This window comes from Acinetobacter rudis (genome assembly GCF_031157835.1).
GTDB lineage: Bacteria > Pseudomonadota > Gammaproteobacteria > Pseudomonadales > Moraxellaceae > Acinetobacter > Acinetobacter rudis_A.
This window is the reverse complement of sequence record NZ_JAVIDR010000001.1, coordinates 200,022-216,954: the sequence shown is the minus strand read 5'-3', so window position 1 is coordinate 216,954 and position 16,933 is coordinate 200,022. Positions and strand designations below refer to the sequence as shown.

Annotated in this window: 13 protein-coding genes and 1 tRNA gene; 6 read left to right on the top strand and 8 right to left on the bottom strand. The window is 36.5% G+C overall.

What is annotated here, in order from left to right:
* Window positions 1–113: 113 nt before the first annotated feature.
* Entirely contained in the window at window positions 114–773 is a 660-nt protein-coding gene (locus RFH42_RS01010; RefSeq protein WP_308973837.1) for a LysR substrate-binding domain-containing protein, read from the top strand.
* Window positions 774–915: 142 nt separating this feature from the next.
* Here the strand turns inward: RFH42_RS01010 and RFH42_RS01005 are convergent, their stop codons facing one another.
* Entirely contained in the window at window positions 916–1,302 is a 387-nt protein-coding gene (locus tag RFH42_RS01005; RefSeq protein WP_308973660.1) for a diacylglycerol kinase, read from the bottom strand.
* 187 nt (window positions 1,303–1,489) lie between these two features.
* The gene (locus RFH42_RS01000) at window positions 1,490–2,611 is read right to left on the bottom strand and encodes a glycerophosphodiester phosphodiesterase (protein ID WP_308973836.1); all 1,122 of its coding nucleotides are present in this window, start codon (window positions 2,609–2,611) and stop codon (window positions 1,490–1,492) included.
* A 253-nt stretch (window positions 2,612–2,864) separates the two neighbouring features.
* On the opposite strand from RFH42_RS01000, the gene RFH42_RS00995 reads away from it, so the two are divergent.
* Both RFH42_RS00995 and mgtE read left to right on the top strand, forming a co-directional pair.
* Complete coding sequence (locus tag RFH42_RS00995; protein WP_308973659.1) at window positions 2,865–5,960, top strand: multidrug efflux RND transporter permease subunit; 3,096 nt, start codon at window positions 2,865–2,867, stop codon at window positions 5,958–5,960.
* Window positions 5,961–6,184: 224 nt separating this feature from the next.
* Window positions 6,185–7,525, top strand: a complete 1,341-nt coding sequence (mgtE, locus tag RFH42_RS00990; protein ID WP_308973658.1) for a magnesium transporter — start codon at window positions 6,185–6,187, stop codon at window positions 7,523–7,525.
* A 71-nt stretch (window positions 7,526–7,596) separates the two neighbouring features.
* Here the strand turns inward: mgtE and htpX are convergent, their stop codons facing one another.
* Entirely contained in the window at window positions 7,597–8,502 is a 906-nt protein-coding gene (gene htpX / locus RFH42_RS00985; protein ID WP_308973657.1) for a protease HtpX, read from the bottom strand.
* Between the two features lie 131 nt (window positions 8,503–8,633).
* On the bottom strand, window positions 8,634–9,464 hold the full coding sequence (locus RFH42_RS00980) for a lytic transglycosylase domain-containing protein (protein WP_308973656.1): 831 nt from the start codon (window positions 9,462–9,464) through the stop codon (window positions 8,634–8,636).
* 499 nt (window positions 9,465–9,963) lie between these two features.
* Here RFH42_RS00980 and ttcA point away from each other — a divergent pair, with 499 nt between their 5' ends.
* On the top strand, window positions 9,964–10,872 hold the full coding sequence (ttcA, locus tag RFH42_RS00975; RefSeq protein ID WP_308973655.1) for a tRNA 2-thiocytidine(32) synthetase TtcA: 909 nt from the start codon (window positions 9,964–9,966) through the stop codon (window positions 10,870–10,872).
* Window positions 10,873–11,078: 206 nt separating this feature from the next.
* A complete protein-coding gene (locus tag RFH42_RS00970; protein ID WP_308973654.1) occupies window positions 11,079–11,462 on the top strand; it encodes an SCP2 sterol-binding domain-containing protein in 384 nt (127 codons plus the stop codon).
* A 128-nt stretch (window positions 11,463–11,590) separates the two neighbouring features.
* On the opposite strand, the gene RFH42_RS00965 is transcribed toward RFH42_RS00970, so the two are convergent.
* Window positions 11,591–12,700: a transglycosylase SLT domain-containing protein gene (locus RFH42_RS00965; RefSeq protein ID WP_308973653.1), complete on the bottom strand. Its 1,110-nt coding sequence runs from the start codon at window positions 12,698–12,700 to the stop codon at window positions 11,591–11,593.
* A gap of 829 nt (window positions 12,701–13,529) precedes the next feature.
* Window positions 13,530–14,012, bottom strand: coding sequence for a transcription elongation factor GreB (greB, locus tag RFH42_RS00960; RefSeq protein WP_308973652.1), 483 nt, complete (start codon window positions 14,010–14,012; stop codon window positions 13,530–13,532).
* A gap of 329 nt (window positions 14,013–14,341) precedes the next feature.
* Here greB and RFH42_RS00955 point away from each other — a divergent pair.
* Window positions 14,342–14,431: transfer RNA gene (locus tag RFH42_RS00955), tRNA-Ser, on the top strand.
* Between the two features lie 286 nt (window positions 14,432–14,717).
* Here RFH42_RS00955 and RFH42_RS00950 read toward each other — a convergent pair.
* Both RFH42_RS00950 and RFH42_RS00945 read right to left on the bottom strand, forming a co-directional pair.
* Window positions 14,718–15,581, bottom strand: coding sequence for a transporter (locus RFH42_RS00950; protein WP_308973651.1), 864 nt, complete (start codon window positions 15,579–15,581; stop codon window positions 14,718–14,720).
* 103 nt (window positions 15,582–15,684) lie between these two features.
* Complete coding sequence (locus tag RFH42_RS00945) at window positions 15,685–16,866, bottom strand: serine hydrolase domain-containing protein (protein ID WP_120374427.1); 1,182 nt, start codon at window positions 16,864–16,866, stop codon at window positions 15,685–15,687.
* Window positions 16,867–16,933: the final 67 nt, after the last annotated feature.

Genomic DNA, 16,933 nt, shown 5'->3' with positions numbered 1-16,933 from the left:
GCAAGCGAATGCACTATGATATCTTGAGGCCATAATATACCGTTGTATAATTAAATGTATCGCGAGTTGTCTATCAACACGATAACTGGTTTGCCAACAAACAACGCTGTCTAATTATTACGATTATTACGATTATTACGATTATTACGATTATTACGATGGCTACTTTTGCAGCATCTTGGTTAGTCCCTAGATTGGGAGCATTTAATCAACGATATCCTGAGATTGAAATTCGCGTTGAGGCAACATCACAATTGGTCGACCTGGGGCGTGACCGTGTTGATATTGCAATTCGCCATGGGCTTGGTCATTATGCTCATTTAAAGAGTATTCTTCTTATGACACCCGTTTTGGTTCCTGTTGCAAGCCCACAGTTATTCGCAACAGGGAAAAGACTGAATTGTGTAGAAGATTGTCTAAACTTCCCATTGTTACATGATATTGATCGTAGTGATTGGTCTTTATGGTTGTCTGCACATGGTGTAGAACCAAATTTACAGCTACAGCGTGGGTCATGTTTTGAAGATGATTTCTTATTAATTCGCGCTGCCGAGGCTGGACAGGGTTTAGCTTTGGTGCCTCTTGAATATGCACAAACCGAAATTAAAGCTGGGCGTTTAGTGCAAGTATTAGATATACCTTGGCCTGCACGTTTTGCTTATTATATTGTGACTCATGCAAAGACTCAGCAACGGGAGGAAATTCGTCTGTTTATAGAATGGTTGTTAGAGCAAACTGAAAATACAAGAATGGGCAGTCAACAGCCGAATTGAAGTGTTATTGGATATTTGTATTGTCTTAGATTAGGTTATTTGAGAATACCTAGAAAAAGCACAAGGTTGAAGGTATGAACAACAACCTTGTGTAGAGATTATTTTTGAAAATGAGAGGAAGCTAGGGGGAAATAGCGTAAATCTAACGGACTAAAATAATTAACCATGTTGCAGCAATAATGGTCATAGCAACAAATTGAGCAGCACTTCCCATATCCTTTGCATTTTTTGAGAGTTGATGACGCTCCAAAGATACTCTATCGACCACTGCTTCAATTGCAGAGTTAAAGAGCTCAACGATAATAGCTAATAAACACACTACAATCATTAATGCTTGCTCAACTGCTGATACATCAAGAAAAAAGGTGATGGGAATGAGGATGAGGTTTAAACATAGAATTTGCCTAAAAGCAGCTTCATGTTGAATTGCAGCTTTAAAACCTGAAATTGAGTAGCCTGCTGCATAGACGATACGCTTCAAGCCTTTTTTAGGGCTAGCGCCTTTATTGTAAATCGGATCTTCATTCATAGTGTTCAAAATAAGAGGGCTAAATTAATATGAGTAGATAGCATAGTAAACTTAAGATGCTATTAATTTACAGCAAAGTGATAGTCAATGTATATTGCATAATGAGTAAAATGCTCCAATGTATTGGAGCATTTGTTTTATATGTGTAACCACTTAGAGAATAGCCGTTTGAATTCGTGGTGATATATTACTTGAGCTTGGTTTTTGCTGGATCATATTCGTTTAATGCTTCACGGCCAATGAAGGGATCATCAATAAAAACACCATCTACGCCGGCTTTGAAGAATAATTCAAGTTCTTGTTTTAGACCTGTTTTGCAACGCTGTTTTAAGTCACCACGGCATTGAAATTGTTTTGCTAGAAAATTATTTTCTGGACGAAAGGTATAGGGATGTACTTTAAGACCTGCAATATGTGCATTATAGACAAATCGAGTGATGGTCGCATTTGGTTTGTATTCCACAATATAATCTTTGCTAGGACCAACTCCATCAGCATATCTGGCAACATTTTTTAGTCCGACTTTAGTTGCCATATCGGCATAAGTTGTCTTGTCACCAGACAAAATATAATCCATAGGTTGACTTTGTTTCTCTGCGTAGAGCTGGATAATATAGGCATTTTTCAGCGATTTATGGAGCTTTAGCTGATCTTTCATGTATTTGAGATTATTCACCTCAAATGATTGTAAATAGATAGGGGCGATTTCACGGGTATATTGGTATTTGGCTAGTGTTTTTAATAGGGGATCTTCAAGGTTTAAATTAATATTTTGAAAATAACTTGGATGCTTGGTTTCAATATATAGCCCGATAATTCTACCTGTTTTTTTATAATGCTTTTCTGCGAGTTCGATGATTTGTTCTAAGCTAGGAATATCTTCTTGGTCATTGTATTTGACATTTTCTGGCCGAATATCAGGAATGCGCTCTCTTGCTTTTAATTGGTTAATTTCAGCAAAACTAAAGTCTTCAGTAAACCAACCTGTCATGTTTTCATTATCAATGACTTTATTCGTTTTACGCTGAGCGAATTGTGGCAAAGTGGCAATATTGGTGGTTGTGCTAATCTCATTTTCATGTCTGGCAATTAATACACCATCTTTAGTTGAAACTAAATCAGGCTCTATAAAATCAGCACCATCATCTATCGCTTTTTGATAAGCAGCTAAAGTATGCTCTGGGCGTAAAGCGCTTGCACCACGATGCGCAATAATGATCGTTTCACTTAATGGTGTGGTGTTATTGTCTTGTTCATTACATCCAGTCATTGTGAATATACCTGCTATTAGTAGAGTCTTTTTTAACATTTTCATTATTCGCTAACTTTTTAATCAAATAATACTTAACTTATGTTTGTGAATAATGTCTTACTTTGTGAATATTACATTTTCACATTCATATTTTATATCGTAATTTATAACGTTTATGGTTTGTGTTGATAGCAGGTTTTATACAAAAAAACCTGAACTTCTCCATATATTTAACAGCATCATAAAGTAATCTTGCTAAGATAGTCTAATCCACTCGTCCTTGATAACAATTTATTTTAAAGAATTCCCAATGCTCTCTAAGTTTTTTATTCATAGACCTATTTTTGCAGGTGTGTTAGCAATCATAGTGCTTGCTTTAGGTTTGTTTGCATTATTTAATCTATCGGTTGAGCGCTATCCTGATATTGCACCTCCTCGTATTACTGTATCTGCGAGCTATACTGGGGCTGATGCTGAAACTGTTGAGCAGAGTGTTACGCAAGTATTAGAACAACAAATTAAAGGAATTGATCATCTTTTATATTTTAATTCGAGTAGTGACTCTTCTGGTCGTAGTCGAATTAGCATGAGTTTCGATACTGGAACTAACCCTGATACTGCACAAGTCCAAGTACAAAATAGTATTAATAGTGCAATTAACAGATTGCCTGATGACGTTAAACGTCAGGGAGTGAATGTTTATAAATCTTTAGGCGATACCTTTATGGTATTAGGTTTATATGATGAAAGTGGTCAAGTAAGTAATATAGAACTATCAGATTATCTGAGCACACATATTGAAGCTGAATTATCTCGTATAGAGGGAGTGGGAGAGGTAGATGTTTTCGGTTCGCAATATGCGATGAGGATTTGGCTAAATGCTGATGCACTTAAACAATATAACTTAATACCCAGTGATATTCGTGCTGCAGTTGAAGCACAAAATACACAAGTTGCTGCGGGAGGGATTGGGGATTTACCAACTGTTGATCAGCAATATTTAAATGCAAAAGTTACAGCAGGTTCGAAACTTAAAACTGTACCAGAATTTGAAAAGATCATTGTGAAGTCTCACCCAGACGGTCGAATTGTATATTTAAAAGATGTGGCACGCATTGAACTTGGTGCGGAAAATTATCAAAGTTTTAACACGATTAATGGTCATCCATCAGCAGGATTAGCGATTTCATTATCATCAGGTGCAAATGCTTTAGCTACATCTGCACGTATTAAAGAAGTAATTAAGAATATATCTTCCCAATTACCAGCAGGATATAAAATAGTCTATCCACGGGATAATACACCTTTTGTGCAAGAATCAATAAAAGGGGTGGTGGAAACATTATTCGAGGCCATATTGCTGGTTATCGTTGTTATGTTTATTTTTTTACAAAGCTGGCGTGCAACACTTATTCCCGCACTTACAGTACCCGTTGTAATCATGGGCACCTTTGCCATTCTTTATGCTTTAGGTATGAGCATTAATACATTGACTTTGTTTGCAATGGTATTGGCAATTGGCCTATTGGTTGATGATGCTATTGTCGTTGTAGAGAATGTTGAGCGTTTGATGCATGAAAAGAAATTAACAGCTAAACAAGCTTCAATTGAATCTATGCAAGATTTAGGTGGGGCGTTGATTGGGATTACATTGGTTTTAACTGCTGTGTTTATTCCCATGGCGTTTTTCACAGGTTCTACAGGCGTAATCTATCGTCAGTTCTCAGTCACATTAGTTGCAGCGATGGCATTATCTTTACTTGCCGCTTTGATTTTAACACCTGCTTTATGTGCCATTATTTTAAAACCAAATGTTAAACCTGCGAAATGGGCAAATTATTTCAATCAACAACTCGAAAAATTGAAGCATATTTATTTAAAACTTGTTGATAAAACAATTCACTTGCGTCGTACCATATTGGTATGTTTTGTTGGGTTATTATCAGTATTTGCCTTAATTTATCATCAGTTACCAACGAGCTTTATTCCGAGTGAAGACCAAGGCATGATTAGCGTGCAGTTCCGCTTGGTTGATGGTGCCCCAATTAGTAAAGGGATTGAAGTTGGCGAAGAAATTCGCCGTTATTTTTTACAAAATGAGAAACAAAACGTAGAGTTGGCTATGATTCGTTATGGTCGAAATTTTAGCTCTACAGGACAAAATTTAGGAACGGGTTTTATTGCTTTAAAAAATTGGAATCAACGTCAGGCAAAAGATCAAACAGCCCAAGCCATTCGTGATCGTGCTGATCAATTTTTTAAGAATAATCCTAATGCACGTATCACTGTGAGTTTACCGTCTTCTGTGAGTGGTCTAGGTGACTCAGATGCATTGGAGTTTTGGCTACAAGATATTAATGGGCAGGGACGTCAGTTTTTAGAAAAACAGTTTACCGAGCTACAAGGGGAAGCATTAAATTTTCAATCATTTAATAAGTTTGATAAACGTTCTAATCCAGATAAATCAAAACTTAATATCCAAATTGATCAAAACTTGGTGGCTGCAAATAATCTGAATCAAACAGCCATTAATAGCACATTATCCGCTGCTTGGGCTGGAACGTATATTAATGACTTTATCGATCGAGGAAAGGTTAAGCGCGTTATTATGCAAGGTGATGCTGAATATCGAAGTAAACCTGAAGATTTATATCGTTGGTCAGTACGTAATGAAAATAATCAAATGATCCCCTACAGTAATTTTGCCACAATTAATTGGGCTGGTGGCCCCGATGTCGTTAATCGTTTCCAAGGGTATAGTGCGATTCAAATGGAAGCGAACTCCGCTGCAAATTATAGTACGGGTCAGGCTATGCAAGATGTGGCGAAGATGGTTCAGAAATCTCCAGGTATAGGCGTAGCTTGGAGTGGTTTATCCTATCAGGAACAAAAGTCGAGTAGTCAAGCTATTTGGCTGTATTTGGTTTCAATTGGATTTATATTTCTTTGCTTGGCAGCATTATATGAAAGTTGGAGTATTCCAAGCGCCGTGATGGCTGCAATTCCATTGGGAATTGGTGGCAATATAATCTTTAGTTATGTATCAGGGTTTCCTAACGATATTTATTTTCAAATTGCATTACTCACAACCATTGGTTTGTCTTGTAAAAATGCGATTTTAATTGTGGAGTTCGCTGCATTAGCTCAAGAGAAAGGAGCTACGATTATAGCTGCCGCAAGAGAGGGGGCACAATTACGTTTACGCCCAATTCTTATGACATCGCTTGCTTTTGGGGCAGGAGTTGTACCTCTGGTTTTTGCTACAGGTGCAGGTTCTGCAAGTCGTCAAGAGATTGGTGTGAGTGTATTAGGTGGGGTAATTTTTGCTACGGTTCTAGTTTTGATCTTTATTCCTTTTATGTATGTCCTTATTCGGTCATTATTTAAAACTAAACTGCCAAACTGAATATGACTTTTGGTGATTAACCCTAAATTTCTGAATGAATTTAGGGTTTAAGGTAGTTACGATAACTTTAGTTATTTAAATATCGCATCAGATCATGAGACAATAGTAATGAACCGGTTAAAAAATAAAATACTTCGGCTGTTCGAACAGATCTCTTTTTAAAGGCTTTAATGTGCCTTGTTCTAAGCTGTGAGTTCAATTGAGTCAACAATAAGGGAGGTGTTATGCGTTATAACAATTTTATTTTTTTATTGAACGACTCTATTCAAAATGGTTATATGCAACGTGCACTGGAAGCTGTAGCAACTTTTCAAGCGGCAGACTTAGCTGATGTGCTAGCACAATTACCAATGAATAATAGTCTAACCTTATTGCTGGCATTGCCAGAGCGTGCTTATGTATTTTCATATCTGACAGCAGAACAACAGATTAGTTTTGCAAATGCTTTACCACGATCTACTTTGGCTGAAATTATTGGGGAAATGCCTTCAGACAAACGTGTAGATTTATATAAACATTTGGATGAGCAACATCAAAATGCGCTATTACCAGCTTTAGCACAGGCGGAACGTGAAGATATTCGACAACTGGCAGCTTATACAGAGGGAACTGCTGGGGCAATCATGAGTTCCGAATATGCGACCTTAAAACCAGAAATGACAGTCGCAGAAGCATTCAGAGCAATTCGGTTAGAAGCTCCTGATACAGAAACAATTTATTTGTCCTATGTCGTAGACGATACTCGAAGATTAATTGGCGTGGTGTCATTACGTGAGTTAATTTTGGCGCAAGAAGAACAACGCATTGAAAACATAATGACTAAGGACGTTATTTCTGCAAAAGTCACAGATGATCAAGTTAAAGTCGTTAAAAATATTGCCCGTTATGATCTACTGGCATTGCCCATCGTTACAGAAAGTGGGGAAATGGTAGGGATTGTCACTTATGATGATGCGATGGATGTTGCCAGTGAAGAAGCAACAGAAGATTTTTTAAAATCAGGGGCTGTACATGCAGACTCTAAATTTAGTTTAAAATCTGCACCCATTATGCTGTTATACCGTAAGCGTGTATTTTGGTTGGTATTCCTCGTTTTTGGCAGTCTGTTATCAGGTATAGGTATTGCTCATTTTGAGGATATTATTGCCGCACATATTGTACTTGTTTTCTTTTTACCACTCTTAGTAGGAAGTGGAGGTAATGCAGGTTCTCAATCAGCAACATTAATGGTTCGAGCATTGGCAACTGGGGATGTGCAGTTTAAAGATTGGTTTTATTTGCTTGGTCGTGAACTTTTGGTTGCCTTATGTTTGGGGGGTACTATGGCCATTGCGGTGTCTCTGTTGGGTTATTTCCGTGGAGATGAAATGGTATCGCTGGTATTAGCCTTAAGTATGCTTGGTATTGTATTGATTGGTTGTTTGATCGGTATGAGTTTGCCATTTATATTAAATCGCATGGGACTTGATCCAGCCAGTGCTTCAGCACCTTTGGTCACCTCTATTTGTGATGCAACAGGAGTATTAGTTTACTTATTTATAGCAGCACAGTTTTTGCCTATTTAGTGTTAGAAAATACAATTAAAAAAATCGCCCCAGTATGTACTGGGGCGAAAATGTAAATTTAGGGAATATAATTAATGTAGGTTAAGCTGTTGTAGTGCAGCAACACGTTGTTCAATCGTTGGATGAGTTTGAAATAGTGCTGCTAAGCTAAATCCTTCAGATTTGCCTTCTGTAATAGCAAATGCTTTCATTTCTTTTGGCATTTGATCAGGTAATTCTGATTCAGCTTGTAGGCGAAGTAAGGCACTGATCATTGCATCTTTACCAGCAAGTCGTGCACCAGCTTCATCTGCACGGAACTCACGATAACGAGAGAACCACATAACAATTGCTGACGCTAAAATACCAAAGACAATATCAAGTACGATAGTTATTGCAAAGAATGCAAGTCCAGGTGCTTCACCATCTTCACGGCCAAACACATTACGGTCAATGAAATCGCCAACAACACGTGCAAAGAACATAACGAAGGCGTTCACTACACCTTGAATTAATGACAATGTCACCATATCGCCATTTGCAACGTGGCCAATTTCATGCGCAAGTACTGCACGCAATTCATCTTGGTTCATATTTTCTAATAAACCACTAGATACGGATACAAGCGCATCATTTTTATTCCAACCTGTTGCAAAGGCATTGGATTGGTAAGAGGGGAAAATACCTACATCAGGCATTTTAATTCCAGCTCTTTGCGAAAGTTGGGCAACCTCTTGCAGTAACCAAACTTCAGCCTGACTACGTGGTGCATTTGGATCAATAAGCTCAGTCCCAGTGGTCTTCAGCGCCATCCATTTGGATAGAAATAACGAAATCAACGATCCCGCCATACCAAATACCAAACAGATCACCATCAGGTTACCTAAATTGAGACCGCCAGCGCTGCGGTAACTTCCAACTCCTAATAAAGATAGGATAATGCCAGCTACAACAAGTACAGCGAGGTTGGTAAGCAAAAACAAACCAATCCGCATCATGATGTTAAATCCTCTTGTAAACAATAAATAAAGGTGATTTATCAAGGATAAACCATATCGTCTCTATATTGAGTTGCACTTGACAAAAATCAAGCAAAACTCAAGCATTAAGATGAATAAATATGAAAAAATTAATGACTTATGGAAATTTTTGCTGTGGCAGTCGCATTCGTAGTTGAAAACGAACGTCCCTGGTTAGAAAAACTTCCTTCAGCTACAGCACGAATGGGGGTAGCTGAGTAATTATTATTGGAGAGCTGATTAGTGCTTCCTGTATCTGTAGATCGATCTGAAATATATTGAGTTGTTATATTAGATTGTAAGCTATCTTGAGAATAAAGATTTTGATAGCGGCTCGTTACTCTTTGTACATAATCTCGGGTTTCTTTAAATGGTGGAATACCACCGTATTTGTTTACATTTCCTTCACCAGCATTATAGGCAGCTAAAGCAAGATGGGTGTTACCCTGAAAGCGGTTAAGTAAGATGCTTAAATATTTAGTACCCGCTAAAATATTTTGTTCTGGATCATAAGCATTACTTACATTAAATCGTTTTGCTGTTGCAGGCATAAGTTGCATGAGACCTTGAGCACCAACAGGGGAGCGTGCGCTAGGATTAAAGCCCGATTCAGTGTGCATGACTGCTTTAATTAGGCCGGCAGATACGCGGTGTGTTTGTGCAGCGCGTTGAATAATCTGATCATAACTATTACGGCCTTTACTGTAACTCGGTAGTACAGCAGCTTCATTTGTACCCCAATTACTATAATTATGTATGTTGCTATCTGGATAATAAGTTACTTTGATACTTCTTAAAGATTGATCCCTGCGATTGGTTAATAAAGTTCCACCATCTTTGTCTTGGTAAACATACATTTGACCTGCGTGAATAGACGTTGAGGTAGAAAAATAACTAACACCCAAGAAAGTCAAGCTAAAAATCTTTAATAAGGTATTCATTTTAGTAATTGGTTTTCAACTGTTGTACACCTGATGGCGTTATAAATGTAGCGAGCTTTGCTGATATACGCATATGTTTTTATCAAGTCGCATAGAAAATTGCAAGCCTAAATTGTTGGCATAGTAGTCAAAAAAAATATAATTTTTTTTTTCAACCATGTGCCTTGACATATGTAACCGCATGAAAAATAATGATAATTTTAATTGGTTAAAAAGTGATCAATTTAAACAAAGCCCCCAGTGTATCGGTAGATTTGATTGTCAAGCCCTCAAGAATCCACAATTTTATCCACAGCATTTGTGGAAAACTGTGGAAAAGTCCATTCTCTGATCATTTCGAACAAATAATTAACACTTGGCAAGAAAAGTTAATCTAAACTTTATTAAAGCAATACATTGTGATGTCTTGATGAATTTTTAAAAATAAAAAAACATTAGGTGCGTGGGCCAGCCGAATCGGCTAAAATTATGCGGTATTTTTTTTGGGTTATCATCGTCTATGTATTTGCCAGTTGAGTCCGAACAAGGGTTTAATTTTAAGCCAGAGTTACCAACCAGTTCAGCCTATTATCGCCTATTGAAGAAATTACGTCGTCAAGTTGGGCATGCTATCCGTGATTTTAAAATGATTGAGGATGGCGACAAAGTAATGGTATGTGTGTCTGGTGGTAAGGACAGTTATACCTTGCTGGATATTCTCTTGCAGTTTAAACGTATTGCACCAATCAATTTTGATGTGGTTGCAGTAAATTTAGACCAAAAGCAACCCGGCTTCCCAGAAGATGTGTTACCACGTTATATGGAAGAAAATAATATTCCATATTATATCTTAGAAAAAGATACCTACAGTATTACTAAGCGTTTAACACCAGAAGGCAAAACTTATTGTGCAGTTTGTTCACGATTACGCCGTGGCTCATTGTATGGTTTTGCACAAGAAATTGGTGCAACTAAAGTGGCTTTAGGTCATCACCGTGATGATATTTTGGCAACGTTTTTCTTGAACTTATTTCATGGTGGTAGTTTAAAGGCAATGCCTCCTAAATTATTATCAACTGATAAAAAGAATATTTTGATTCGTCCTTTAGCTTATGTTGAAGAAAAAGATATTATCAAATATGCGGACTTACGTAAGTTTCCGATTATTCCATGTAATTTATGTGGCTCTCAAGAAAACTTACAACGTGCAATGTTAAATGACATGTTACGTGAGTGGGATAAGCAATATCCAAAACGTCTACATAGCATTTTCGGTGCCTTGCAAAATGTTTCGCCATCACAGTTAGCAGATCGTGATTTATTTGACTTTGAAGCACTTGACGAACAGCGAGAGTTTGATTTGAAGTGTGATAGTGAAGAAATGAAAAAACGTTTAGATGTTGTTAACTTAGGTTTTATGGCAGAATAATTTAATATATATTTTAAGCATTCAGTCTGTACTGGATGCTTTTTTTATTACAAAAAGCGCCAATAGGCAAAAACGTGAACTGTTTCGTCAAAAAAATTTAACTGGTATGGAAAACTTCATGCTATAACATGGACCATACTTTGATAGCCCATCCTACTTTGGGTGTGAATGATCACAGAAACAAATGATAACACTGAGGAAAAACTATGCCTGCATTTTTAACGGATGATTGGTTTGCAACTGTAGAAAAACTAACTTCAGCAGCTGGTGATTTAAACTTAGCTCCAGCACTTGCAAATTTGGCCATTAATATTGTGGTATCAGATCAATCTGGTGATACAGAATTGGCTTTAGATGGAGGCAAAATTGTTAAAGGTCTTTCATCAAATGCGAAAACAACTTTAAACTTGGATGCCGAGACTTTACGTAAAGTATTCCTAGAGTTTGATATGGCTGCTGCAATGCAAGCATTCATGACAGGTAAAATTAAAGTGCAAGGTGATATGTCTCAATTGATGGCTCTTCAAACAGCCAAACCGAGTCAAGAGCAAAAATCATTGTTTAAACAAATTTTAGAACATACATCTTAGTCTAGATTTAAAAAATTCTAAGTGACATTAAATGAATCAACAAAGGCCCAATATCGTATTGGGCCTTTGTTTTAAAGAACGAAAAATTAAATAAACACGCATAAAGTACAATGTTTATTTGACCAGCTTTAAATATTGAGCAACTGTGGTGTAGTTTTAATATGTTCCAAATAAGCTCTAATACGTGTTACATAAGTCACAGTTTGTTTATAACGTGAATTACTGCTTTGGTGGTTTCTTAAATAATCAAAAACATTAAGCCATTGATTGGGGTTTTTCCCTGACTTTTTAACTTTGTTTTGAATACTATCTAATGCACCAGGACCCATGTTATAGGCGGCAAGGGCAAACCAATGACGATCAGGCTGTGGGATTTTTTCATATTTTTTTAACATCATGTCAAAATATTTAGCCCCACCTTGAATGCTTTGTGCTGGGTCTGTTCGGTTATTTACACCCATTGCTTGCGCAGTATCACTGGTGAGCATCATGAGGCCACGAACACCTGTAGGTGAAACAGAGTCAGGTTTTAAGTAAGACTCTTGGTAACCAATCGCTGCCAATAAATGCCAATCAATGTCATAGCGCTTTGCTGACTGCTTGAAGTTGGCTTTATAGATAGGCATACGTTGAGTTAGGTTGTCTTGTACGCGATCCCACTCATTTTCATCTACCATGTTACGATTATAAAATGAGGATAATTGATTCAAGCGTCCATTATTTTTACTTTCACAAATAAAACCGCTTGCTCGTGAGGTTTTTGGATCCTCAGCATTTTTAAAAACCCAATTTAAATCTGTATCGAGTGCATTGTTACTTAATGCATTGAAATTACCACAACCCACTGAGAAAGCGGTTAACTTCTTTTCTTCAACCATTGTTTGCTTTGCTGTTGTCATAGCAAAGTCGACTTTACCTTGTGCGACTAATTTCAATGCTGTGGCATTATCTGGAACAGTCTTAAAATCAAGCTCAACATTTAGATTTTGAGCATATGTTTTTACGAGATCGTATCCAAAGCCATATTGGAATTGGTCATTGCTAAAAACAGCACTTGGATTATCTACAGCAACAACCGTTAGCTTTTGGCTATTTGGCATTGATTGTTGATTAGATTTAGATGCACTAATACTGTGAAATGGAATAAACAGTGTGCTAATTAGCAATATTTTTGAGGAATAAAAAGACACTAATGAGTTAAGGCTACGCCTCGACCCAGACTTAGAATTACTTTGCATGTCGTCTCCGCTACTTGAAAATAATGTCTGCCAAATAATCAAAACGAGTTCAACTAAAAATGAGCTCTATTGTTGAGTTTGTAGAATTAATTGGGAAAGTAATGAACGCCATAAAAATGACAAACTAGGGTGGTGGTGGAAGAGAAAATAAGCTCAGGTGTTAAAAATTGAGCAAATCATAATGAGCTAAGATATTTTTGTCAAATTGATAAATTGCAATTTTATGTGAAAAAAGCGGTAAAATATTACTTATTATTTTGTTTTTTTGAATTTAATTTTTGATTATATGAAAATAATGCAAATATATTTTCTTTTGTAAAATTGAAATAATGAGCAAATCAAGGAGAGAAAAAACTGACTAAATTGCTTGGAATAGAGGGAAGATAAATATAATGAATTAATTACAAATACACTTGGGCTCATCACTTTAAAATTTGAATAGGCCTCGTAAGACCGACCATTCCGACATTTTTAAAAATGAATAATTTAGAAAGTCTCTTATATGTTTTTAAGAAATATAAAAGGATTGAATTGTAATATATATTATGAGAATTGATACTAAGATAGCTCTTATTGAAGATGGAAAAACCTCCTCTTTTTTCTATTTGAATTTTAATTGGAAATATGTATTTATAATATATTATTTAGTCTTAATTTATATTTTTGTTAAATTTTGGATTTAATCAAATGATTAATACTGTTTGATTGAGTATTTTTTATAAAAATTAAACAATGTGGTTTGCTGTTTTAAGCTGAAAAAAAACAACTTAAATGGCTTGGTGGTGTATTTTATGATCATGAAAATTTAAACTTAACTGTTAAATTTGAATTAATGATCAGAGTTAATGTAGCTTATTTTTATGATATACCAGTTTTTTAAACCATTCGGTGTCTGTACTTGAATCTCATCATCTATAGATTTACCCAAACAGGCTTTTGCTATAGGTGACTTAAGTGAAATATAGTCGTTTCGGCCATAAATTTCTTCGTCACCTACAATACGAAACTTAATGGTTTCACCATCATCATTTTCAAGTTCAACCCAAGCACCAAAATAGGCCTTGCCATCTTGTTCAGGACTATATTCTACTTTGTGTGCTACCTCAAAAAGTTTGGTTAAGTATCTAATTCTTCGGTCTATTTCACGTAGCTTTCTTTTATTGTAATGATAATCAGCGTTCTCTGAACGATCACCAAGGCTTGCCGCCCATGAGACAATTTTAGTAATTTCAGGACGTTCTTTCCTAACCAAGTCATTGAGCTCATCTTGCAAGCGTTGATAGCCCTCAGCAGTTAGTAATTTGCGATTCAAGTGAAATACTCCAATACATTCATTTATAACAGTGATAATACACAGATGACTCGGCTTTCAATCCGAAAAGTGCATTCAGCATATCATATGCATCTATACAGAGAAATGTGAATGGGTTGAGTGTGTATGAAACAATAAGAATCATGTCAAATCGGGTGTAGATATTCAAACCAATTTGTATATTTACAGATTTATGTTGGGGAATTTTTCTTGAAATGATTGAAAATACAGCAATTATGTGTGTTTTGATTTTATTTTGATCGGTCGAGTGAGAATATTTAAAAAAACATTTGCCAAGATTAATTTTTATTTATATGATAGCCGCCATTGGAAGCGTGGCAGAGTGGTTTAATGCACCGGTCTTGAAAACCGACGAGGGCGCGAGTCCTCCGTGAGTTCGAATCTCACCGCTTCCGCCAAATTTTGAATTAAGCCCTTGTTTTCGCAAGGGCTTTTTTCTTACCTATGCTTTTGTCCCACATAAAAACCCACATAAAATTTTGGATTGGAATATACCGAAATAGACTTTATTGGATAAAGATTGTGGGGGAGTCTAATGAGTTTCTAATAAGAAGGGCTGAAAATAAACTGACAGACACAATAAAAAATAGTTTAATCCTTTGGATTCTTTTAATTCAGACTTCAGGTAAACTTAAGTTAAATTGAATGGTTGATACTAGCAAAAAGCTAGTATCATTTTTGATATTAAAATACTTTCATAAGTCTAAGGTTGATACGATTGTCCTCTTTAAAACCATTTTCCACCTTGAGATCACGACCATAATTTAAAATAACCTGTGTTGTTGCTGTGGGTGAAATTCCAGTACCAATCCAAAATTTAGTTTGTTTATTTGAATCTGTCGTTACACCATCTTGTTTTGTATCTCCAGCATCACTGTATGAGAATCCAGCACGCAAATCAGCAATATCAGTTAAACGATATCTGGCATTAGTTTGAACTTGAAAGCCTAAATCTTGTTTTAAGCTTCCATTTATAACATCATCATTCTTACGATAAATTGTAAAATCTCCAGCGATATCCCAGTTTAGACGATCTATAAGCTGGGTTGTATAAGCCCCTTGAACAGTTAGTTTGACTCTATTCTCACCGAGATTCAAATCATCATATTTTGAATATTTTCCTGTTGGCAAATAGAGATAGGGGGTAATACCAAATGTCGATTTTGTATCTTTATCATGATAAATAAAGAAAGTATTTGCTAAAATAATATCGCCTAAACCACTGCTACTTCCTAAAGAAGCGATATCTTTTCCAGCATCTAGACGTCCAAATGGCACTAGAATTTGAGGTGCGATGTGAAGCCCAGCAACATCCATATAGTGTACATAACGTGCAATACCAATATCGGATTTAAGTTCAACGTTATCTGATACTCGATTATTTCCATTATAAAGCGAATCTCTGGAAGCATGTTGGTAGTAGAGCATAGCTAAATTTGTACCACTAGGTGCATAGTCATAATCACCAGCATCTAGATCGACAGCATATACATTTTGTAGAAATAATAATCCAAGAAAGCCGGTTGCCAACGTGTGTATTTTTTTCATAACAGTTCCTTGTCGGACACCAAAATTATGATGTTATTGACTGAGTAAATTCAATTAGCATGATGACCTAAGCCAGATTTTGGCTTAGGAATAATTTGAATTTTTAATGGGTTAGAGAATTGACCGCTTTCTCAAAAGAAAGGAATCCGTTATAGGCTGTAGGATCAACAAATGGGAGTGTCTGAGTTGCCCAATACCCGCCGATGTTATTTTTGATATCAATCCAATAATAGAGATTTGCTAAACCACACCAGCCGATAGTACCTGCTGGACGTCCTGAGTCAGTCACTTGTTCATTGACCATAAAACCAAGTGTCCAGCCTTTTTCAGCTTCAGGATAGATATTGACGTCATTGGACAAAGTAGGAATCGAGCCTGGTAAATTTTTCATGGCAATATCTGCCAAGCCATTATTAAGAGCCAGTTCAAGAGTGCTTTCTTGTAGTAAACGGTGACCGTTGACTTCGCCACGATTTAGCCAAAGACGAATAAATTTTAAATAATCACAGACAGTAGAATAAAGACCATGCCCACCCATATGTACTTCTGGCTCTTGTGGCAATATGAAATCAGGGTCGGCAATTAGGCTGCCATCTGCTTGACGATGGTGCATACTCGCACGACGTTCAAGCATAGAGGATGTTAAGGTAAATGCAGTGTCATTCATTTCTAAAGGGTTAAAAATTTGTTCCTGCATGAGTTGACCAAGGCGTTTGCCCCCAACTTTTTCTGTGACTAATCCAGCCCAATCGATGTTTGAACCGTATTCCCATTGTGTTCCTGGTTCAAACAATAAAGGCGTTTTTAAAGATGCTTTTGATGAAGTGATGACACTTGGATAACCATGTTCAGAAGTTAGCTTCTGATACTCAGGATTAAAAAAATCATAACCCATACCAGCTGTATGTAATAACAGCATTCGAGTAGTTACATCTATTTTCGGGGCTTGAAGAATTGGTTTTCCTTGAGTATCAAAGCCATGAAGAACCTGAAGTTGACCGATTTCAGGAATATACTCTTTAGCAGGGGCGTCTAAATCAAGTAGTCCTTTTTCGTATTGTTGCAAAGCCACAGTCGTTGTAATTGCTTTCGTTGTTGAAAAAATTGCGAATACACTGTCATCCGTCATTGCCGTATGTGTTGAAATATCCCGCTCACCTGCATGATTTAAATACAGGGTTTCATCTCTATTTGTAACCCCTGCTACAACTCCTGCAACAGGATGAATGCTGTTAACAACCTGATCTAAGATAGGATCGAGAATTTGCTGTAATTGCTGTTTCATGAAGAAACACTCCATTCCATTTGAGTTATTACTTAATTGATGTCATATGACAACATCTTTAGTCTAA

What these genes read in the sequence shown, in the direction of transcription:
- RFH42_RS01005 (WP_308973660.1), bottom strand. Translation starts at nt 1,302, where the DNA reads ATGAATGAAGATCCGATTTACAATAAAGGCGCTAGCCCTAAAAAAGGC.
- RFH42_RS01000 (WP_308973836.1), bottom strand. Translation starts at nt 2,611, where the DNA reads ATGTTAAAAAAGACTCTACTAATAGCAGGTATATTCACAATGACTGGA.
- RFH42_RS00995 (WP_308973659.1), top strand. Translation starts at nt 2,865, where the DNA reads ATGCTCTCTAAGTTTTTTATTCATAGACCTATTTTTGCAGGTGTGTTA.
- mgtE (WP_308973658.1), top strand. Translation starts at nt 6,185, where the DNA reads ATGCGTTATAACAATTTTATTTTTTTATTGAACGACTCTATTCAAAAT.
- htpX (WP_308973657.1), bottom strand. Translation starts at nt 8,502, where the DNA reads ATGATGCGGATTGGTTTGTTTTTGCTTACCAACCTCGCTGTACTTGTT.
- RFH42_RS00980 (WP_308973656.1), bottom strand. Translation starts at nt 9,464, where the DNA reads ATGAATACCTTATTAAAGATTTTTAGCTTGACTTTCTTGGGTGTTAGT.
- ttcA (WP_308973655.1), top strand. Translation starts at nt 9,964, where the DNA reads ATGTATTTGCCAGTTGAGTCCGAACAAGGGTTTAATTTTAAGCCAGAG.
- RFH42_RS00970 (WP_308973654.1), top strand. Translation starts at nt 11,079, where the DNA reads ATGCCTGCATTTTTAACGGATGATTGGTTTGCAACTGTAGAAAAACTA.
- RFH42_RS00965 (WP_308973653.1), bottom strand. Translation starts at nt 12,700, where the DNA reads ATGCAAAGTAATTCTAAGTCTGGGTCGAGGCGTAGCCTTAACTCATTA.
- RFH42_RS00950 (WP_308973651.1), bottom strand. Translation starts at nt 15,581, where the DNA reads ATGAAAAAAATACACACGTTGGCAACCGGCTTTCTTGGATTATTATTT.
- RFH42_RS00945 (WP_120374427.1), bottom strand. Translation starts at nt 16,866, where the DNA reads ATGAAACAGCAATTACAGCAAATTCTCGATCCTATCTTAGATCAGGTT.